Consider the following 19,752-nt stretch of genomic DNA (forward strand, 5'->3'; position numbering starts at 1 on the left):
ATAGTTACATTATAAGTTTGCGTTGTACGGCAAGTCAGGCATGTCGGATCACCGAAAGCATTAGAATTTTGAAAATAATTCGACACTCAAACAGTTTATCTTGAATTAGGATCGCGTGTCATATCGTATCCGTCAGCCCCGCTACGGCATCTGCCACGATGCGGTCGAGCGTGGCGTCAATGTCGACGGTCACGACGCCTGCTTCACCCTCGGGGCTTTCCAGCGTGGCGAGCTGGCTTTGCAACAGCGACGTCGGCATGAAATGGCCCTTGCGCTCGCCCATCCGGCGGCTCAACAGCTCCTGACTTCCTTTGAGAAACACGAAGGTCAGCTTGCCACCCGCAGCGCTGCGCAGTCGTTCGCGGTAGACGACTTTCAGTGCAGAGCAGGTCACCACGAGGTCTTCTGAACGCGCGAGCGACTCGGCGATCTTCTCGCCGATCACATCGAGCCAGGGCCAGCGGTCTTCATCGGTAAGCGGTGTTCCCTGCGCCATCTTGTCGACATTGGACTGCGGATGCAGACTGTCGCCTTCCATGAAGCGGCAATTCAGGCTCTCTGCCAGACGCTCAGCGACGGAACTCTTTCCAGCGCCGCTGACGCCCATGACGATGATGGCTCTGCCAGCCTGTTTGCTCATTGGTTGCTCCTCTTTGATATCGACAGCCGGTCTCCTTCAACCGCATTGAGCGACAGATCACAAGTCCCGGCGATCTTCAACGCCAGTCGCGGACTTGCCCGGACCCGTTTCATCGCGCCCGAGCGCAAACGGCATCAGGATCGACAGAAAGATCAGGCGCAGGACGTGATGGGCGCCGACATAGGTCGGGTCGGCATGCAGCATGACCGCCATCGCCGCCATGGTCTCCAGCCCACCGGGCGAAAACGCGATCAGGGCCGCATCGAGCGGTATGTCCAGGACATACGAGACGGTGCCGGCCATGGCCGCCGCCATGACCGAGACGATCACCGTGACCACGAGGCCGGATACGAGCGCTGTGCGCACCTCGAGAAGCGAGATTCCGCAAAAGCGCGTTCCGATGTTGGCGCCGAGAAGGATATAGACGGGGACAATGAGCCAGGAGGGAACGCCACCGGTGGCGAACGATGTCACGTGGGTGGAGATCGAAACCAGTGTGCCGGCGAGCAGAAGGGCTGCGGGAAGCTTCCAGCGCAGGAAGAGCATGCCGATGACGGTCGACACCGCAAGGATGCCCAACAGCATCGGCAGGTCCATCGCGATGACCTGAGCGACACTATCTCCGCCGCCAAGATCAAATGCTGTGACAATCAGGGGTACGCTGATCGTCAACAGAAGCACGCGCACGCTCTGGGAAATGCCGACCGTTCGCTGGTCGCAACGCATGTCAGCGGCAAGACTGAGGACGTAGCTCAGATGTCCCGGCGAAGCTGCGAGGAAAGCCGTGGTGCGGTCGTAATGGAAGAAACGCTGCATGACCCAGGCCGCGACGTAAAGCAGGGCCGTGACGGTAACCATGACCATCACAAAGCTTAGCGGCCAGCGCTTGATCGCCACCAGGATGTCGGGCGTGACGGTCGCCCCCATCGAGATGCCGATGACGATGAAGCAGCCGTTCCGGACGATTTTCGGGATCGAAAGGGTGAGGCCTGCGATACCCGCAAGCGACACGGCCAGCGCCGGACCGATCAGATAGGGAGCGGGGAAGCCGATCATCGCGGCGATCAGCGCACCGCCGGCACCGACCAGCGCGGTCAGGGCAAATTCACGCAGTTGGGAAAAGGGCATGGCAACGAATATCTGGGTGACCACCCGGAGCCAGGCTCAAGGGGCCATCAATAAAGGAAACGTTGCCTACTCCTAAAGAAGACAGCCCGGAGGTCAACCTGCCGGGCCGCTAAACTGATGCTGCGATGAGATCTGTATTGAGATCAGGCGGCCGGTGCCGCGACCATCTTGGCGATTGCTGGCGGCGGATCGATCCCGAGCAGGAAGTTGATCTGCGGGCGCGCCTTGACCAGATCGTCGATCGTATAGTCTGCCAGCACGTCGAAGAAGGCATTCAGCGCCTTGCGAAGTGCCGAGTTGAGACCACAGCTATCGACCAGAGGACATTCGGCGACGCCCTCCTCGAAACATTCGGCCATCGCGAAACTGTCTTCCGTCACGCGGATCACATCAAACAGAGTGATACGGTCGGCAGCGCGACCGAGGCGAACACCGCCGTTTCTGCCGCGAACGGTCTCGACCAGGCCGGCCTTGGTCAAAGGCTGCAGGATCTTGAAGAGAAACAGTTCGGACACGCCATAGGCGCGCGCGATCTCCGGGATGCGGCTGAGCTTCCCCTCGTTCGCAGCACAGTACATGAGCATGCGAACGGCGTAGTTGGTCTGCTTTGTCAGGCGCATATTCGTCTCCCGAGACTCGTCACGGCCCCATACATAGTGGGTTTGCTAGTTTTGAACAATTCCAAAGTTTGCGAAATTGCCCTTGAACGCTGCGTTGCCGATGACGCGCTTTATTGCCGGCATTATTCGGCAAGGCCCATGTGTACCGCAAACCAGACTGGAACTGCAAACAGGAAGGTCGCCGCCAGAAACGTTATGCCGATTTTCGCCAGGCGGATGCGGCGCGCGCGCGAAACGTCCCACTCGTAATTCATGATGAACACTCCCCCTCACACGAATGTGTAAATTAGCAGCGCCTAGGAAGAGGTCAATGTCTCCGCCGCACGAGAATGCGGCGGAGCGTGTCTATTCGACAGTCGGGCTTACTTCATGACGGGCATGACGAATTCGGCGCCATCCTTGATGCCTGTGGGCCAGCGGCTGGTTACCGTCTTGGTGCGGGTCCAGAACTTGATCGAATCCGTGCCATGCTGGTTGAGGTCGCCGAAGGACGAGGACTTCCAGCCGCCAAAGGAGTGATAGGCGAGCGGCACCGGGATCGGAACGTTGACGCCGACCATCCCGATATTGATCCGCGAGGCGAAGTCGCGGGCGGCATCGCCGTCGCGGGTATAGATCGCAACACCATTGCCGTATTCATGGCGCATCGGCAGGTCGAGCGCTTCCTCATAAGTCTTGGCGCGCACCACTGACAGGACAGGGCCGAAGATTTCGGTCTTATAGATGTCCATGTCGGGCGTGACGTTGTCGAACAGGCAGCCGCCGACGAAATTGCCGTTTTCGTAGCCCTGCAGCTTGAAATCGCGGCCATCGACAACGAGGTTTGCGCCCTCTTCGACACCCTTGTTGATCAGGCCGAGAATACGCTCCTTGGCTTCCTTGGTGACGACAGGACCCATGTCGGCCTTTTCGTCCGTGTAGGGACCGATGCGCAGGGATTCGACCATCGGTGTCAGCTTCTCGATCAGGCGGTTGGCGGTTTCCTCGCCAACCGGGACCGCAACCGAGATCGCCATGCAGCGCTCGCCGGCCGAGCCGTAACCGGCGCCCATCAGGGCGTTGGCGGCCTGGTCGAGATCGGCATCCGGCATGATGATCATGTGGTTCTTGGCGCCGCCGAAGCACTGTGCGCGCTTGCCGTTCATGGCGGCGGTTCCGTAGACATAGCGGGCGATCGGCGTCGAGCCGACAAACGAGACGGCAGAAATGTCCGGATGCGTCAGGATCGCATCGACCGCGGACTTGTCGCCGTTGACGACGTTCAAAATGCCAGCCGGAAGGCCTGCCTCGATCATCAGTTCGGCCAGACGCATCGGCACGGACGGATCGCGCTCGGAGGGCTTCAGGATGAAGGCATTGCCGCAGGCAATCGCGGGTGCAAACATCCACATCGGGATCATCGCCGGGAAGTTGAACGGCGTGATGCCGGCACCGATGCCGACCGCTTGCCGAATGGAATACATGTCGATGTTCGGACCGGCACCCTCGGTGAACTCGCTTTTGGAAAGATGCGGGATGCCGATGACGAATTCACAGACTTCAAGACCGCGAACGATGTCGCCCTTGGCATCCTCGATCGTCTTGCCATGCTCGCGCGACAGCATCTCGGCAAGTTCATCCATGTTGTCATTCAACAACTGGACGAACTTCATAAAGACGCGGGCGCGGCGCTGCGGGTTGGTGGCGGCCCAGTTCGGCTGGGCAGCCTTGGCATTCTCGACGGCTGCATTCAGATCCGCATCGCTCGCAAGCGCCACGGTCGCCTGGACTTCGCCCGTTGCCGGATTGAAGACATTGGCCGTGCGCCCGCTCGTACCGGCAACATGCTTGCCGCCGATGAAATGACCGATCTCGTACATGGTGATCCTCCTTCTTGAAATTGTAAGCGGCGAGGATACGCGTCAATTTGCACAAGGCAACGCCATGGTTTACGCATCCGTTGTGCGAAATTCGACACAACGATACCCGCCCTGGAGGTAACGATGAACTGGGATGACCTGCGGCTTTTCCTCGCTGTCGCGCGCAGCGGACAAATTCTTGCGGCATCCCGTCGGCTCGGGATCAACCATGCGACGGTCGGGCGACGGATATCAGCGCTGGAAGAGGATCTTCGCACGCGGCTGCTGATCCGCCGCACCAATGGCTGCGAGTTGACGCCTGAGGGAGAGGTGTTTCTGCGGGCCGCCGAGCGGATCGAGACGGAGATGCTGGACGCGCAGGCGAGTACCGGTCGGATCGACGCGGCAATTGCCGGTACCGTGCGGGTCGGCGCGCCCGACGGGTTCGGCGTGCACTTCCTGGCCTCGCGCCTGGGAATGCTGACGAAGCGGCATCCGCAGCTGAAACTGCAACTGGTGCCGGTGCCGCGCTCGTTTTCGCTGTCGCAACGGGAAGCGGATATCGCAATCACGATCGACCGGCCAGAACAGGGGCGCCTGGTCTCATCGCGGCTGACGGATTACACGCTCGGCCTCTACGCCTCGAAAGCCTATCTCCAGGACGCAGGCGTGCCCGACAGTATCGAGGCGCTCAAGGACCATGCGCGGATCGGTTATGTGGAAGACCTGATCTTTTCCCCGTCGCTGAACTTCACCGGCGAGGTGATGCGCAACTGGGATGCCGGGTTCGAGATTTCGAGCGCAATCGGCCAGATCGAAGCGGTGCGGTCCGGCGCCGGGATCGGCATTCTGCACGACTATGTCGCTTCGCAGGACATGAACCTGACCCGCATCCTTCCGGACATCTCCATTCGCCGGGCCTATTGGAGCAGTTATCACGAGACGGCCAGGAACCTGGTGCGGGTTCGAACCGTCGCGGATTTCCTGCGGGAAGTCATTCAGGAGGAAGCGCGGATCTTCGTGTGGAAACCGCCGTCCGGACAAAAATAAAGCCCGCGAGAAGCGGGCCTTAAGCATTCACAGCGTCCAGCATGATAGGCCGGACGTCTGCGATTACGACGCCTTCAGAACCGACATCGGCATCTTGAGGGCATTTGCGATGCGCTTCAACTTGGCAGGATCGAAATCCGTGCCGTTCTCCATACCCACGATCTCGTCCGTGACCAATCCGGTCGTAACGGCAAGATCGTCGATGCTGTAGCCGGCAGCCTGGCGCGCCTGGGCAATCAACCCAGCCACCTGATCCGGTGCGAGAACCTGTTCTGTCGAGGCACGAAAGTTATTAATGGAAACCGTCATGGTAATCTTCCTTCCGTCAAAATCTGCCGTTAGGCAGTGAAGGGGGCAAGCAGCCCGAAGTTCGACTGCACAATATTCGTGCCGCCAGAGCGCAATAGATATGCATTGATGCCCCCACGGCAAGGGCATTCGCTGCACTGCAACAAAAAGTGTTGAGCGTCGTCGCAGATCCGAGCTCGTTGTTTGCCGCTTTTTCGAACAAAAACAGTCTTCGCGCGTTCTCTGCTCGAATAGGGACGTCAATATGCATCAGTCGAGTTCGAAACGTTTTGAAAATCTGGGTATACCCGGAAGCACCGATGCTGACATTCTCGAGGCGGCGCATCGCCTTGTGGAGCTTCACCTGACCTATTTGCGCGAACACGAGACGAAGAACGACCTCTTCGACGTGCGCGACCTGCCGGCCTCCAAGGACTCGCTGGTCAATGCTTTCCGGTTGACGCTTGCGACCGAAAACAGGACTCATATGCGCACGCTGTTGCTGAAGGCGGGCATGACATTGGCGCAGTTTCAGGAAAACATCGGTCGCCCGATGATTGTCAAATCGCAGGATGGCCAGAAACCAAACCAGGTCCGGCGGAGCGATATCGATGCTGCCGTAGCGCGGCGGTTCAACAAGGCCCTGGTCCAACTGGGCGAAGAACGCGCCAGGCTCGGCCGTGTGTTTCAGGACGCCATGCGGATTGCCGGCGACAAGCCGCTTCACTGATCTGAAATTCCAGGAAAAGAAGTGGTACGGTTGAGTGGGGTCGAACCACTGACCTCAGGCGCCACAAGCCTGCGCTCTAACCAACTGAGCTACAACCGCACAAGACGCCTAAATCGCGTCGCCGGTGCAGATACTGCCATCGGCAGCGTTTGGCAAGCCCCTTTTGAGAGAACGAAGCCAAAAATGGAATGGCCGCCCAGTCGGCGGCCATGGAATATGGGCGTGATGCGCTGGTCGCGATCAAGCGGTTCGGAAATTTGCCATTGCCTTTTTGGCAGCGTCCTTGCCCGGCCGCGACACGTCTTCTGCAAGCTGGCGGGCCATGTCCTGCATGGATTTTGCCTGCTCGACCGTCGCCTCTGCCTGACGGCGGATGAACGAGGTCTGCAATTCGAAGAATTCCGACGCTGATTTGACGCCGAGCAGCGCCTGCATGTGCGAGAGCGACAGATCCGCATTGGACCGGAACGCTTCCATTGCCTTAAGCCCGAGTTCAACGGAACCGGACTGGGCCGTGTGAACTGTGGATTCCACCGCCATGGTGGCTTCCTCTGTCGCGGCTTTCATCCTAGCATAGGCTTCACTGGACTGGCTTGCGCCCTGCCCGGCAAAGTCGCGAAGGCGTTCGCCAAGCTTCATGGGATCGAAAGCGGAAAACGAAAACATCTCTTCTGTGCCGTGTGCCATCGCGAAAGCTCCTCCAAGGCCCTACCCCGACTTTTAAATGGGCAAAAGCCGGAGTTGGATGCCTGAAATATAATCGCAAACGTTGTGCCGCGCAACGAATTTGTGCGGCGCACAAAAGCGCCGTCGTTAACCCTGACGGAGGTTTAACCGGTCGGCCTGTGGACCCCGGAAGGGGGGCAAGGTATTAACGAAGGATTAAGTCTCTCAGGAATGCCGGTAGTTAACCGACAGGTCGTTCATGTCCTCTGTACAGTACCCTTTCATCGACATCGCCGTCCACGAGCGCGTCAGGGAACGCTTTGCAGCGGGCGACGGAATCGTGCTGTTTTCCTCCGACATGCGCATGCCTCTGTGGGCGAACGGACGCGGTGCAGCGCTCTTCGGATTTGGCTCGATCTACGACCTGATCGATCAGGGGCCGAACCGCGCCGACGTGGCCTTTCGCCAGGTCGAGGCAACCGCCCGCCAGCTTGCCAAGGTCGGCGATACAAGAGGCCTCGCAGTCCGCGTTATTTCCGGTTTCCAACGGGTCGTGCTTCGCGGGGCCTGTGAACTTGTCGAAGTCCATGGCGAGCGGGCCATTCTCTTTTCGGCAGCACCCGAGCGGGAGCTTGCAACGATCGCCGAGCGTGCGGAGCGGATGATCGAGGGCTTCGAGGAAGCAGACACCCATATCGCTATCGTTGACGCGGCAGGCAAGGTTGCCGCTGCCTCCGAGCGTTTTGAAAGTCTCGACATATCGGAAGCGGCGATCACGACGCTTTCGGCGACGGCATCCGCCGATCCCAGCCGGCTTGCCAAACGCCCGATCACGACCGCCAAGGGCAACCTTCCGGCTGCCATCGGCAAGCTTTCGGACGCCCCTGCCCTCTACATTCTGTTCACTGTCGATATGGCGACCGATGACGCGGTTACCCCGCAAACCTTGGTTGATCCCGGCGTCGTTGCGATGGTGCCCGACGACGAGACTGCGGTCATCGACGCCCTTGCCGCGATCGAGGACGATGTTGAGGCTCAGGAAGAGTTCGAGCTTCCTGAAACCGTGACGGCGGCAGAGGCAACCGAGATCAACACGGTCGCGATTGAAGAGACTGCGGCGGACGAAGAAATTTACGAGCCCGCCGAGCAGCCGGAGCCGGTTGCGGAAATAGAGGCTGCGGTAACCGCGGTTAACGACGCAGCTACGGTTGCTGACGCGCCGGTCGATGGCGACGTACCAGTTGAAGAAGCGGCGGCGGTAGAGCCGGAGAGTGAAGAAGTCGATCTGGAGCCCGCTCCGGAAGCAGTTGCCGAAGACATCGTGTCGGAGGATATTGTCGAAGACATTCCGGCGCATGAGATCGCGGAAGCCTCGGACGAGATCGCGGAAGACCGCCTTCCGGCACCGGAGGCAGGGGATGCATCCGAGCCGGCCGAAACACGGAGCGAGCAGGCTCTGATATCGGTCGCCGCTCCAGAAACTACGGTTGCCGAGCCCGATGCATCCGGCGACGTGGAAGGCTTTGTGTTCAGCCGCGATTCACGCGCTGTGCGTTTCGTCTGGAAGATCGATGCCGATGGGCAGTTTACAGAGGTCTCGGGAGAATTCGCCAAGGCCGTGGGACCGCATGCGGCAGATGTTGTCGGCATGGCGTTTTCCGACCTCGCCGCTCTCTTCCATCTCGATCCGGAGGGCCGCATTACCGAACTGCTCGGCAAGCGCGACACCTGGTCGGGCAAAACCATCTGGTGGCCGGTAGAGGGCACGGCACTTGTCGTGCCGGTCGATCTGGCGGCACTGCCCACCTATACCCGCAGTCGCGAATTCGACGGCTTCCGCGGCTTCGGCATCGTGCGGATCGCCGACGCCAAGGATGATCCTGACGCCACCGGCCTGACGCTTTCGCCGACGACGGTCGAGGATGAAGCGGTCAAGGAGACTGAAGAACCGGGCATCGAGGACGCGGTAAACGCCGCCGATCTGCCATCCGATGACGCCGAGCAGGTCTCCGACGTTCTGGAAGACCGCCCGGTGGCGACGGAAGCGCAACAGGAGGAGCCGGAAGCAACGTCCCCGTCTGATAGCGCCATCTACGGAACCACCTATTCCGATAGCGACCGTTCCGACGCTGCCCCGCTCGAGTGGCCAGCCGGTGAGCGTCCTGCGCTGCGGCTGGTCGAGAACCCCGGCCGTCGCCAGTCCGACAAGGTCATCCAGCTCGAAGAACACCGCGCCCGCCTGACGCCGGTCGAACAGGCGGCCTTCCGCGAGATTGGGCGCCAGCTCGACCGCGCAACGGAAGAAACGCCAGCAAACGCCGAGACTGCGCCGACTGAACCAGCGCCGAGCAAAGCTTCCCCCGCAAGCGAGATTTCCGCGGAGAATACTGACGTTTCAGAGCCAGTGGCAGATGAGACTGATGTGACCAATCCTTGGCAGGAGCAGCCTGCTTCAGACATGGCATCCGAAGAAGAGGTGCTTTCCGCCGAAGAGGCACCGGCCGCAGAAGACCACGTGTCGGATGAGGCTGAGATTGTCGCTCAGGCGGGCGACGAAGGCCATAGCATCGAGGCATCCGAAACGGATCTCGACGGCAGCGCTGTTGACGACCACCTCGCCTCGGACTTCCCGCCTGTCGCTGCAAACGAGAACCAGAGCGACAGCGAGGACGACGCTGGCACGGAAATCCCGGCTGCAGCAATGCTTGAGCCCGCAGATGTTGCGCCGGAGCCAGAGCATGTCGAGCCATCCGACGTCCCTCTGCTGAGCATGATCCCGGTGCGCGAGCGCATCGGCCTCTCCGCCGAGATTGTCGACCAGATGCCGGTGGCACTGCTCGTTCACAACGGCGACACGCTGATCCATTGCAATCCGGAATTCCTCAAGCTGACCGGCTATGCATCACTTGAGGAACTGGAAGAGGTCGGCGGTCTGGATGCCCTCTTGCAGCGCCAGGACTTCGATGACGATGGTGCGAGACCAAGCGGCATGGTGGTGGTGCGTGCCGACGACGAGATCCTGCCGGTGACCGCACGTCTGCAATCGGTTCGCTGGGACGACACGACGGCCCTGATGCTGGCGCTGATGCCGACGACATCCGACGCGTCGGAAGCAAACTCGCTGTCCGATCACCCGGGCGCGGAAATCCGTACGGTTGCCCGAACGGTCCGCCCTGCCGACCAGTTGGTCAGGCTGCAGGTGGAAGTCGAAGAGTTGCGTGCAATCCTGGAAACTGCGACCGATGGCGTCGTGCTGATCGGTGCGGATGGCGAGATCCGTTCGGTGAACAGGGCGGCAAGCGCGCTGTTCAACTACGATCAGGAAGAAATCGACGGCAAACCGTTCGTGATGCTGTTTGCCCATGAAAGCCAGCGGGCGATCGTCGATTATCTTTCCGGACTTGCCGGGCATGGCGTTGCCAGCGTGCTGAACGATGGCCGCGAGGTGATCGGTCGCGAAGCGTCCGGCGGGTTCTTGCCGCTGTTTATGACGATCGGCAAGCTGACCTCGTCGAACGGTTATTGCGCCGTGATCCGCGATATTACCCAGTGGAAGCGCACCGAAGACGAGCTTCGCACGGCAAAGCGCGCCGCCGAGACAGCCAACGCCCACAAGAGCGATTTCCTGGCGCATGTCAGCCACGAGATCCGCACGCCGCTTAACGCCATCATCGGCTTTTCAGACATGATGGCCGGCGAGCGGTTTGGCCCGATCGGCCATCCGCGCTATATCGAATATGCCAACGACATCGGTCGGTCCGGTCGCCACGTACTCGACATCGTCAACGACCTTCTCGACATCTCGAAAATCGAAGCCGGCGAGATGGAGCTGGATTTCGTCGCTGTCGGCCTCAACGAGACGATATCGGAAGCCGTGTCGCTGGTGCAGCCGCAGGCAAACGGCCAACGGGTGATCATCCGCACCGCGCTGTCGCAGGCTGTGCCGCAAGTCGTCGCCGACCTGCGCTCGGTCAAGCAGATCGCACTCAACATTCTGTCGAATGCGATCCGGTTTACACCATCGGGCGGGCAGATCGTGGTGTCGACCGCCTATGAGCCGAATGGCAGCGTGGCGCTGCGTATCCGCGATACAGGGATCGGCATGACCCGGGCGGAACTGGAACTTGCGATGAAGCCTTTCCGGCAGGTTGCCGGTGCTGCCCGCAAGCGTGGCGACGGAACAGGTCTCGGGCTGCCGCTTACCAAGGCGATGGTGGATGCAAACAAGGCAGCCTTCTCGATCAGCTCGGCGCCGAACGAGGGAACGCTGGTGGAAATCACCTTTCCGCCGCAGCGGGTGCTTGCCAACTGAACGCACGTAAAAAGAAGGCAGCCCTGAGGCTGCCTGGAATTGATGCTGTTCGAAAAGTGACGGAAGACTTCCTAATCAGCAAAGCCTGAGCCTTGCTCATCTTCCCTACACGAAAAGTATCATGCCGGATCAGTTTTGGCGGGCGAGGCTTAACACGCCGTTAAAAACCAATACCAGTTCCGGCAATGCAGGAACGGCGACCCGCAATGGCACAGGGCACCTGATGGCCGTCAATTCCGCAACTCCGCGACATTGGCAAACAGCTCCAGCGCGTCCGGGTTGGCAAGCGCCTCCCGATTTCTGACCGGCCGATTGTGAACGATATCGCGCACGGCAAGTTCGACGATCTTGCCGGATTTGGTGCGGGGAATATCGGCGACCTGGATGATCCTTGCCGGCACGTGCCGTGGCGAGGCGCCTGCGCGAATACGCGCCTTAATCTCCCTGGTCAGTCGGTCGTCCAGCGTCAGTCCGTCCGCCAGCCGGACGAACAGCACGACGCGCACATCCTCGTCCCAGTCCTGGCCGATACAGATCGCTTCGGCGATCTCGTCCATCTGCTCGACCTGATTGTAGATCTCAGCCGTGCCGATCCGAACCCCGCCGGGATTAAGCGTCGCATCGGAACGGCCATGGATGACGATGCCGCCATGGGTCGTCCATTCGGCAAAATCGCCGTGGCACCAGATGTTGTCGAACCGCTCGAAATAGGCGGCACGGTATTTCTGGCCGTCGGGATCGTTCCAGAACATCAGCGGCATGGATGGGAATGCCTTGGTGCAGACGAGTTCGCCCTTTTCGCCACGCACCGGCTGGCCCTCGTCGTTCCAGACATCGACGGCAAGGCCGAGGCCCGGCCCCTGGATCTCGCCGCGCCAGACCGGTTTCAGCGGATTGCCCAGCACGAAGCAGGAGACGATGTCCGTGCCACCGGAGATGGAGGCGAGATGGACGTCGTTCTTGATGCCCTGATAGACGAAGGAAAAGCCTTCCGGTGACAGCGGCGAGCCCGTCGAGGTCACGAGGCGAAGGGTGGACAGATCGTGGCTCTGCGCAGGCACGATGCCGCTTTTGCGCACGGCGTCGATATATTTCGCGGACGTGCCGAAAACGGCGAACCGCTCCTGTTCCGCATAGTCAAACAGGATGTTGCCATCCGGAGCAAAGGGCGAACCGTCATAGAGGCAGAGTGTGGCGCCAACTGCGAGACCGGAGACCAGCCAGTTCCACATCATCCAGCCACACGTAGTGAAATAGAACAGGTTTTCACCCGGCTCGATGCCGCAATGCAGCCGATGTTCCTTCACATGCTGGAGAAGCGTGCCGCCGGCCGAGTGGACGATGCATTTCGGGATGCCGGTCGTGCCTGACGAAAACAGGATGTAGAGCGGATGCGAGAACGGCAGCGGCTCGAATTCGACGGTCAGTGCCGCAAACGGCGCCAGGAAATCGGCAAGCGCGCGGCCGTCGGAGAGGGTCTTTGCGAGCGGCGCGGCATTCTTGTCCTGCGACCCTGCATAGGGCACGACCAGAACCGGTACCCCGAGCGTCTTTGAAACCGCGTCGACCTTTGCCGACACATCCTGCAGTTTGCCGTTGTACCAGTAGCCATCGCAGGTGATGAACAGCTTTGGGCCGATCTGTCCGAACCGGTCCAGCACGCCCTGTTCACCGAAATCCGGCGAGCAGGAAGACCAGATTGCCCCGATAGAGGCTGCTGCCAGCATGCAGGCGATCGTTTCAGGCATATTCGGCATCATCGTGGCGATGCGATCTCCCCTGCCGATGCCGAGTGCGCGGTATGCCTGCTGAAGCCTTGACACCTCGCCCTGCAACCTTTCCCAGGACCAACGGTCCTTGACCTTGTCCTCGCCCCAGAAGACCAGAGCGTCCGAGGTCTTCGCGTCGGCTCCGCTGCCGGCAAGCAGGTTTTCGGCGAAGTTCAGGCGTGCATGGGGAAAGAAGCGGGCGGCGAGCATCTCGCCATCGTCGTCCAGGTAGACGTCGCCTTTGTCGCCCTTGACGCCGCAGAAATCCCAGACTGCGGACCAGAAATCGCCGCGCTGTTCGATCGACCAGCTGTGGAATGCGTCGTAATCCTCAAAACCGATTGAATACCGCTCGCTGCACCAGACGATGAAGCGGGCAAGCGGTGCTGTCCGCAACGTCTCCTCCGATGGCGACCAAAGCGGCTGCTGCTCACTCATGCAATTCTCCTCCTATGCCGTTCACAGGCGCGTCCCTGACCGTCTGTATATCATGCGATCGAGGGGGATAAAGCACTGGAGCGCGCGCTTGCTGCATTTGCGCGACGCCGGCATTTCCTATATTCGCGTGAGCCATGCCCAACGAGACAGACGGAAAGCTGCGTAGGACCTTCGGACGCCCCTTAGGGAAGCGGACGCGCATCGCCTTGATCGTTCTGGTCTCGCTGCTGAGCCTCTTCGTCGCCTTCCAGCTCGCGGCACCCTTCCTTGTTTCGACCGTGCTGGTACGGGAACGAATGGAGCGCGCCGTCGAGGAATGGATCGGCCACGACGTGTCGATCGGCGGACAGCCGTCGCTTGCCTTCTGGCCGGAGCCGCGCATCACATTCTCCGATGTAATGGTTCGCAACATCGATCATGGCAAGAAAGGCATGCTTGGCAGCGTCCGTGAACTGTCGGCGTCGTTCGATCTTCTGGGCGCGCTGGTGGGTCAGCCGGAATTCAAGGATTTCCACCTCAAGGACCCGCAGCTTTTCGTGCTGCGCAAACCGAATGGGCGACTGGACTGGACCAATGACGGATTGCTCAGCCGCGCCGTTCGCGCTGTCAAAAGCGATGGCACCGGTCAGTTGCTGGACAATTCGAATGATGCGCCGATCGGCGATGTCCTGATCGAGAACGGCACGCTTCAGATTACCAACGAAGAGGATGGCCGCATCGTCCGGGTCGACCGGATCGACAGCGAGATCGACTGGTCCTATCTTTCACGCAGCGCGAGCTTCAAGGGCCAGGCAACGATTGCCGGCCGCAGGGTCACGGCCGATATCACCTCGCGCCAGCCTCTGCTTCTGTTTTCGGGCCGCAGCAGTAGCACTTCGGGCTCGATCCAGTCGGACCTGTTCAACGCCAAGTTCAGCGGCGTCGTCAACCTCGCGAGCCACGGCTTTTTGTCCGGAGATGCCGAATTTGCAACGGCGGATGGCGCCAAAGCCATGCAGTGGATGGGGTTCGACCTGCCAGGCACGGAAAAGCTGAAGCAGCTCTCCGTGAAGGCCCGGCTGATCACCAACGATACGGCGATGCGGTTCGAAAGCCTGTCGCTCGGTATCGACGACATCACGGCAAGCGGCATTCTGGACCTGACCATGCCGGCGGATGCGCCCCCGCGGCTGACCGGGACGCTCGCCCTCAACACCCGCGACGTGTTGCCGATGCTGGCCGAGATCGCGCCGCGACTTCTCGACAAAAGCGATCCCGCCGCAAGACTGCGCGACCGGCTCGAGCTGGATTTGAGGCTTTCCGCACAAAGCGTCGAAATCGGCCCCTTCCAGCTCAGCGAAGTTGCCGTCGGCATCATGAATATCGGTGACCAGTCACGGATCGATATTCTCGACAGCGATTTCGAAAACGGACGACTGACCGGCCGCATCGCGACGATCAAGGACGGCGAGACCGGCGGCGTTGCCATAAGGCTCTCCGTGCAGGACGCCGACTTCGCCAGCGTGATCAGCCGGCTTGGCCTGACGGCCCCGCTACCCGGCGCCTCGGGCTCGCTCGAACTGGCGCTGGACGTGGCGCGACCGGTGACGGCGGAAACGCTGCGCAATGCGAAAGGATCGCTGCGCTTTCGTGCCGGCAGCGGAACTCTGCCCGGTGTGGACATGGCAGGCATAAGACGGCTGGCGACCCAAAAACCCTATTTCACGCTGAGCGAAGCAGGGACCGGAGCTTACGAATTCCAGAGTGTCGATATTAACGTCACCGTCGCTGATGGTTTAGCCGATATCCGCAACGGGCTGATCGTTGGAACCAACGAGCGTATTACGCTCAACGGCATCGTGCCCTATGCCAATAACAGCCTCGCGCTTTCTGCCGGTGTGCTCACAGATTCCAGCGGGACAACCAGCGGGGACGCTGCCGCTGGCCGCCCGGATGCCACCCACTTTTTTATTGGGGGATCCTGGCAGAACCCGGTAATCTGGCCGGTCGCAAAGCCCACGCCGAAGATCACCGAATAACACACGCCCTGACGGTTCAGCTCCCGGTCCGCAGCGCCATATGCTCGTCGCGGATACGCCGGACCTCGGCGCGCTTGGTGCCGATCGAGGTGGCGATGACGCCGAGTGTCACCAGCGCGATCAGGATCGTGCAGATTGCGTTGATTTCCGGCGTCACACCGAGCCTCACCTGCGAATAGATCTTGATTGGCAGCGTGGTGGCACCTGGCCCGGTGTTGAAGCTTGCGATCACAAGGTCGTCCAACGACAGGGTGAAGGCGAGCATCCAGCCGGAGATGACGGCGGGCAGGATCAGCGGCAGGGTGATCTGGAAGAACGTCTTGACCGGCGGGCAGCCGAGATCGAGCGCTGCCTCTTCCAGACTGCGGTCGAAGGTGAGAAGCCGCGACTGAACGACGATCGCCACGTAGCACATGGTGAAGGTTGTGTGGGCGATGATGACGGTCCAGAACCCGCGATCGACGCCGATCGCCACGAAAAGAAGCAGCAGCGACAGGCCGGTGATGACCTCCGGCATGACCAGCGGCGCATAGATCATGCCTGAGAACAGCATCTTTCCCGGAAACTTCTGGTAGCGGACCAGCGTCAGCGCGGCCAGCGTGCCGAGGATGGTACCGAACGTGGCGCTCAACAGACCGACGCGGGCCGTGACCCAGGCGGCATCCATAAGACCCTGGTTCGACCACATCGAGACGTACCAGTTGAGCGAGAAGCCGCCCCAGACCGTGACGAGCCGCGAGGCGTTGAACGAGTAGACGACCAGAATGATGATGGGGATGTAGAGGAAGGCGAAGCCAAGCGTCAGGACGGTGGCATCAAGGCGGTTCTTTGTCATCTCACGCCACCTTCTTCTGCTGGTTCTGGAATATGGCGATCGGCACGACCAGCATCAGCAGCAAGACCACTGCTACGGCCGACGCAAGCGGCCAGTCGCGGTTGCTGAAGAACTCCGTCCACAGCGTCTTGCCGATCATCAGCGTATCGGCGCCGCCGAGCAGATCCGGGATGACGAATTCGCCTGTGATCGGGATGAAGCAGATCATCGAGCCTGCGATGACGCCCGGCAGCGACAGTGGAAAGGTAATCTTCCAGAACGCCTTCCACGGCGGGCAGCCGAGATCGTTGGCGGCTTCGAGCAGGGTATTGTCCATCTTTTCGAGCGCCGCATAGAGCGGCAGGACCATGAAGGGCAGATAGGAATAGACGATGCCGATAAAGACGGCCGTGTCGGTTCTGAAGATCTCCACCTGTTGATCCGGTCCCATCAGCCCGATCGTCTGCAAGGCGAGCGTCAGCAACCCGTCCGGCTTCAGGATGCCGATCCAGGCATAGACGCGGATGAGGAACGAGGTCCAGAACGGCAGGATGACCAGCATCAGAAGGATCGGCCGGATGGAATTGGGTGCGCGCGCCATGGCAAGCGCCATCGGATAGCCGATGAGGAGAAGCAAGAACGTCGAGATCGCGGCAATCCGCAGCGACGACATATAGGCCTGGAAGTAAAGCGGGTCCTCGGTGAGAAACAGGTAGTTCTCGATGTCCAGCTCGGAGACGAAATCGCTGATGGTGCCCCAGCCGCCGAACACCGGCGTATAAGGCGGCATGGCAATCGCCGTGTCCGACAGCGAGATCTTGAAGATGATCAGGAAGGGCGCGACGAAGAACAGCAGCAGCCAGAGATAGGGCACTGCGACGACCAGCCAGCGGGCCGGGTTGGCATGCGGATTGTCTGCTGTCGTATCGGCCATGATCGCGCTCCCTATCGTGTCAGCACAAGGCCGGCATCGCGTGACCAGGTCAGCCACACCATGTCGCCGAAGGTGATCGGCCGATCGACCAGGCGCGAGACGTTGGCCTGCGCGGCGCGGACGATACGGCCGTCCTCCATCTTCACGAGAAATACCGAGAAGTCGCCGAGATAGCCGATGTCCCAGACTTCGCCATAGGCCGCATTGAGGGACGTATCGGCGGGCTGTTCCTGCGAGATGCGCACCTTTTCCGGGCGGACCGCGTAGGCGACGTGATCTCCCTTGACGGCCTGGCATTCCTGTTCTGCGGCAACGCTCAGACCGTCGCTGTCGATCCGCACCAGGCCGGGGGCGCCGAGCGCGCTATCGGTTTGCGTCACCGTGCCTTCGAGGATGTTGATATCGCCGATGAAGTCTGCCACGTAGCGGCTGTTCGGGGCCTCGTAGATTTCGGCCGGCGTTGCCACCTGCATGATGATGCCCTTGTCCATGACCGCGATACGGTCGGACACGGTCATCGCCTCTTCCTGGTCGTGGGTGACGATGAGGAAGGTGAGTCCCAGCGTCTGCTGGATATCCATCAGTTCGAACTGGGTTTCCTCGCGCAGCTTCTTGTCCAGCGCGCCGAGCGGTTCGTCGAGCAGCAGGACCTTCGGGCGCTTTGCGAGCGACCTTGCCAGCGCCACGCGCTGGCGCTGGCCGCCGGAAAGCTGTGCCGGCTTGCGCTTGGCGAACTGCTCCAGCTTGACGAGCTTCAGCATTTCCTCGACGCGGGTATCGATCTCGCCCTTTGGCAAATTGTCCTGCTTGAGACCGAAGGCGATGTTCTTTTCAACCGACATATGCGGGAAGAGCGCGTAGGACTGAAACATCATGTTGGTCGGGCGCTTGTAGGGCGGAACACCGGAAATGTCCTTGCCCTGCAAAAGGATGCGGCCTTCCGTCGGCTCCTCGAAGCCTGCCAGCATCCGCATCAGCGTCGTCTTTCCGCAGCCGGACGGCCCGAGCAGCGAGAAGAATTCCCTCTCGTAGATATCGAGCGTCAGATTATCGACGGCGGTGAAATTGCCGAAGCGCTTGGTGATGTTTTCAAAGCGGATGAAGGGCACCGAAGCCGGATCGGTCCACGGAGAGAATTTTCGTTTTACCGGTCCGAGTGTCTTTGCCATCGCCTGCCCCGCCTGCCCTAAAGAAATATTGCCAGAAACAGATCGGGGCAGGTTTTGCCTGCCCCGAAGCCGATGGTTACTTGCCGGTCTTGATCTGGGTCCAGAGCCGGTTCAGCACGCGCTGTTCCTTGGGCCCGTAAGGCGAGATCGTGAAGAGCTTCTTGGTGACCTCTTCGGTCGGGTAGACCGCCGGGTTTTCCAGGACTTCCTTGTCGATGAACTTCTGCGAGGCCAGGTTGCCGTTGGCATACTGAACGTAGTTCGATGCCTTGGCGATCACTTCGGGCTTCATCAAGTAATTGATGAATTCATGCGCTTCGGCCACGTTCTTTGCATCGGCCGGGATCGCAAGGTTGTCGAACCACATATAGGTTCCTTCCTTGGGGATCGAGAACTCGATGTTGACGCCGTTCTTGGCTTCCTCGGCGCGGGTCTTTGCCTGCAGAATGTCGCCCGACCAGCCGATGGTGATGCAGATGTCGCCGTTGGCGAGATCATCGATATAGGACGAGGAGTTGAACGTCTTTGCCGAGGAGCGGATGTCGGAATAGACCTTGCCGCCCGCTTCGAGATCCTTCGTTTCCTTGCTGTCGGGATCCTTGCCGACATAGTTCATGCCGATCGCGAAGGTCTCGTCGGATGCATCGAGGATGTTGACGCCGCAGGACTTGAGCTTTGCAGCATTTTCAGGCTTGAACAGCACGTCCCAGCTGTCGAGGGGCGTATCGCCGAGTGCCTTCTTGACCTTATCGACATTGTAGCCGATGCCGGTCGTGCCCCACATGTAGTTGACGGCGTATTCGTTGCCGGGATCGTATTTGGCAAGACGCGCCGAGATTTCCGGCCACAGGTTGGAAAGGTTGGGGATCTTGGACTTGTCGAGCTTCTGGAAGACGCCGGCCTGGATCTGGCGGGCGAGGAACGGGGCGGTCGGCACCACGACGTCGTAACCGGAGCCGCCGGCAAGCAGCTTGGTTTCCAGGATATCGTTGCTGTCAAAGACGTCGTAGACAACCTTGATGCCGGTTTCCTTGGTGAAGTCCTGCAGGATCGATTCATCGATGTAGTCGGACCAGTTGTAGACATGCACAGTGCGTTCCTGGGCGGAAACACCAGACACTGTGAAAGCGGTCGCAGCCAAAGCGGCGGCTATGCTGAGCAAATGGGCTTTCATCAATTCTCTCCTGTTGCAGCACCTGCAGCCACCGCCCCTGCGCGGCAGGACGGTTCGCGCGAATTTCCCTATAATTTTGAGGAGAGTAGAAAGGAATTCCCCAGGCCACAAGGGGGAATGTGCAATGCAGCAGCGGTTACCGGAAATCGACGCCGCCCGAACCC

Annotated in this window: 16 protein-coding genes and 1 tRNA gene; 4 read left to right on the top strand and 13 right to left on the bottom strand. The window is 60.4% G+C overall.

Annotated elements, in window-relative coordinates; genetic code table 11:
• Positions 1–118 precede the first annotated feature (118 nt).
• The 5 genes from AC0JZ8_RS19655 to AC0JZ8_RS19675 form a co-directional block, all read right to left on the bottom strand.
• Positions 119–640, bottom strand: a complete 522-nt coding sequence (locus tag AC0JZ8_RS19655) for a gluconokinase (protein WP_471893253.1) — start codon at positions 638–640, stop codon at positions 119–121.
• Between the two features lie 57 nt (positions 641–697).
• Positions 698–1,768 (bottom strand): AbrB family transcriptional regulator, encoded by a 1,071-nt coding sequence (locus AC0JZ8_RS19660; protein WP_113166252.1) that lies wholly within the window; start codon positions 1,766–1,768, stop codon positions 698–700.
• Positions 1,769–1,911: 143 nt separating this feature from the next.
• The gene (gene rirA, locus AC0JZ8_RS19665; protein WP_062453758.1) at positions 1,912–2,388 is read right to left on the bottom strand and encodes an iron-responsive transcriptional regulator RirA; all 477 of its coding nucleotides are present in this window, start codon (positions 2,386–2,388) and stop codon (positions 1,912–1,914) included.
• A gap of 122 nt (positions 2,389–2,510) precedes the next feature.
• Positions 2,511–2,642, bottom strand: a complete 132-nt coding sequence (locus AC0JZ8_RS19670; RefSeq protein ID WP_471893254.1) for a hypothetical protein — start codon at positions 2,640–2,642, stop codon at positions 2,511–2,513.
• Between the two features lie 108 nt (positions 2,643–2,750).
• On the bottom strand, positions 2,751–4,247 hold the full coding sequence (locus AC0JZ8_RS19675) for a CoA-acylating methylmalonate-semialdehyde dehydrogenase (RefSeq protein WP_471893255.1): 1,497 nt from the start codon (positions 4,245–4,247) through the stop codon (positions 2,751–2,753).
• Positions 4,248–4,370: 123 nt separating this feature from the next.
• Here AC0JZ8_RS19675 and AC0JZ8_RS19680 point away from each other — a divergent pair, with 123 nt between their 5' ends.
• On the top strand, positions 4,371–5,276 hold the full coding sequence (locus AC0JZ8_RS19680; protein WP_062453760.1) for a LysR family transcriptional regulator: 906 nt from the start codon (positions 4,371–4,373) through the stop codon (positions 5,274–5,276).
• A 63-nt stretch (positions 5,277–5,339) separates the two neighbouring features.
• Here the strand turns inward: AC0JZ8_RS19680 and AC0JZ8_RS19685 are convergent, their stop codons facing one another.
• The gene (locus AC0JZ8_RS19685; RefSeq protein WP_062579161.1) at positions 5,340–5,585 is read right to left on the bottom strand and encodes a helix-turn-helix domain-containing protein; all 246 of its coding nucleotides are present in this window, start codon (positions 5,583–5,585) and stop codon (positions 5,340–5,342) included.
• A gap of 244 nt (positions 5,586–5,829) precedes the next feature.
• Here AC0JZ8_RS19685 and AC0JZ8_RS19690 point away from each other — a divergent pair, with 244 nt between their 5' ends.
• On the top strand, positions 5,830–6,294 hold the full coding sequence (locus AC0JZ8_RS19690; protein WP_092661249.1) for a hypothetical protein: 465 nt from the start codon (positions 5,830–5,832) through the stop codon (positions 6,292–6,294).
• Positions 6,295–6,316: 22 nt separating this feature from the next.
• Here AC0JZ8_RS19690 and AC0JZ8_RS19695 read toward each other — a convergent pair.
• Positions 6,317–6,393: transfer RNA gene (locus AC0JZ8_RS19695), tRNA-His, on the bottom strand.
• A 141-nt stretch (positions 6,394–6,534) separates the two neighbouring features.
• Complete coding sequence (locus tag AC0JZ8_RS19700; RefSeq protein ID WP_325261819.1) at positions 6,535–6,981, bottom strand: phasin; 447 nt, start codon at positions 6,979–6,981, stop codon at positions 6,535–6,537.
• 238 nt (positions 6,982–7,219) lie between these two features.
• Here AC0JZ8_RS19700 and AC0JZ8_RS19705 point away from each other — a divergent pair, with 238 nt between their 5' ends.
• Positions 7,220–11,272: a PAS domain S-box protein gene (locus tag AC0JZ8_RS19705; protein ID WP_471893256.1), complete on the top strand. Its 4,053-nt coding sequence runs from the start codon at positions 7,220–7,222 to the stop codon at positions 11,270–11,272.
• A 230-nt stretch (positions 11,273–11,502) separates the two neighbouring features.
• Here AC0JZ8_RS19705 and AC0JZ8_RS19710 read toward each other — a convergent pair whose 3' ends face one another.
• Positions 11,503–13,479, bottom strand: a complete 1,977-nt coding sequence (locus AC0JZ8_RS19710; protein ID WP_471893257.1) for an acetoacetate--CoA ligase — start codon at positions 13,477–13,479, stop codon at positions 11,503–11,505.
• 134 nt (positions 13,480–13,613) lie between these two features.
• Between AC0JZ8_RS19710 and AC0JZ8_RS19715 the strand changes: the two genes are divergently transcribed.
• Positions 13,614–15,497: an AsmA family protein gene (locus AC0JZ8_RS19715; RefSeq protein WP_471893258.1), complete on the top strand. Its 1,884-nt coding sequence runs from the start codon at positions 13,614–13,616 to the stop codon at positions 15,495–15,497.
• A gap of 16 nt (positions 15,498–15,513) precedes the next feature.
• Here the strand turns inward: AC0JZ8_RS19715 and AC0JZ8_RS19720 are convergent, their stop codons facing one another.
• The 4 genes from AC0JZ8_RS19720 to AC0JZ8_RS19735 form a co-directional block, all read right to left on the bottom strand.
• Positions 15,514–16,332, bottom strand: a complete 819-nt coding sequence (locus tag AC0JZ8_RS19720; protein ID WP_062453767.1) for an ABC transporter permease — start codon at positions 16,330–16,332, stop codon at positions 15,514–15,516.
• 1 nt (position 16,333) lies between these two features.
• Complete coding sequence (locus AC0JZ8_RS19725) at positions 16,334–17,245, bottom strand: ABC transporter permease subunit (RefSeq protein ID WP_471893259.1); 912 nt, start codon at positions 17,243–17,245, stop codon at positions 16,334–16,336.
• Between the two features lie 11 nt (positions 17,246–17,256).
• Complete coding sequence (locus AC0JZ8_RS19730; RefSeq protein ID WP_062579145.1) at positions 17,257–18,414, bottom strand: ABC transporter ATP-binding protein; 1,158 nt, start codon at positions 18,412–18,414, stop codon at positions 17,257–17,259.
• Positions 18,415–18,490: 76 nt separating this feature from the next.
• Positions 18,491–19,588, bottom strand: a complete 1,098-nt coding sequence (locus AC0JZ8_RS19735) for a polyamine ABC transporter substrate-binding protein (protein ID WP_471893260.1) — start codon at positions 19,586–19,588, stop codon at positions 18,491–18,493.
• Between the last annotated feature and the right edge of the window lie 164 nt (positions 19,589–19,752).

This window comes from Velazquezella soli (assembly GCF_977018685.1).

Excerpts from the sequence above, each read along its gene's own strand:
- AC0JZ8_RS19710 (WP_471893257.1), bottom strand. The coding sequence starts at position 13,479 with ATGAGTGAGCAGCAGCCGCTTTGGTCGCCATCGGAGGAGACGTTGCGG.
- AC0JZ8_RS19685 (WP_062579161.1), bottom strand. The coding sequence starts at position 5,585 with ATGACGGTTTCCATTAATAACTTTCGTGCCTCGACAGAACAGGTTCTC.
- AC0JZ8_RS19735 (WP_471893260.1), bottom strand. The coding sequence starts at position 19,588 with ATGAAAGCCCATTTGCTCAGCATAGCCGCCGCTTTGGCTGCGACCGCT.
- AC0JZ8_RS19700 (WP_325261819.1), bottom strand. The coding sequence starts at position 6,981 with ATGGCACACGGCACAGAAGAGATGTTTTCGTTTTCCGCTTTCGATCCC.
- AC0JZ8_RS19730 (WP_062579145.1), bottom strand. The coding sequence starts at position 18,414 with ATGGCAAAGACACTCGGACCGGTAAAACGAAAATTCTCTCCGTGGACC.
- AC0JZ8_RS19670 (WP_471893254.1), bottom strand. The coding sequence starts at position 2,642 with ATGAATTACGAGTGGGACGTTTCGCGCGCGCGCCGCATCCGCCTGGCG.
- AC0JZ8_RS19680 (WP_062453760.1), top strand. The coding sequence starts at position 4,371 with ATGAACTGGGATGACCTGCGGCTTTTCCTCGCTGTCGCGCGCAGCGGA.
- AC0JZ8_RS19675 (WP_471893255.1), bottom strand. The coding sequence starts at position 4,247 with ATGTACGAGATCGGTCATTTCATCGGCGGCAAGCATGTTGCCGGTACG.
- AC0JZ8_RS19715 (WP_471893258.1), top strand. The coding sequence starts at position 13,614 with ATGCCCAACGAGACAGACGGAAAGCTGCGTAGGACCTTCGGACGCCCC.
- AC0JZ8_RS19690 (WP_092661249.1), top strand. The coding sequence starts at position 5,830 with ATGCATCAGTCGAGTTCGAAACGTTTTGAAAATCTGGGTATACCCGGA.
- AC0JZ8_RS19655 (WP_471893253.1), bottom strand. The coding sequence starts at position 640 with ATGAGCAAACAGGCTGGCAGAGCCATCATCGTCATGGGCGTCAGCGGC.
- rirA (WP_062453758.1), bottom strand. The coding sequence starts at position 2,388 with ATGCGCCTGACAAAGCAGACCAACTACGCCGTTCGCATGCTCATGTAC.
- AC0JZ8_RS19725 (WP_471893259.1), bottom strand. The coding sequence starts at position 17,245 with ATGGCCGATACGACAGCAGACAATCCGCATGCCAACCCGGCCCGCTGG.
- AC0JZ8_RS19720 (WP_062453767.1), bottom strand. The coding sequence starts at position 16,332 with ATGACAAAGAACCGCCTTGATGCCACCGTCCTGACGCTTGGCTTCGCC.
- AC0JZ8_RS19660 (WP_113166252.1), bottom strand. The coding sequence starts at position 1,768 with ATGCCCTTTTCCCAACTGCGTGAATTTGCCCTGACCGCGCTGGTCGGT.
- AC0JZ8_RS19705 (WP_471893256.1), top strand. The coding sequence starts at position 7,220 with ATGTCCTCTGTACAGTACCCTTTCATCGACATCGCCGTCCACGAGCGC.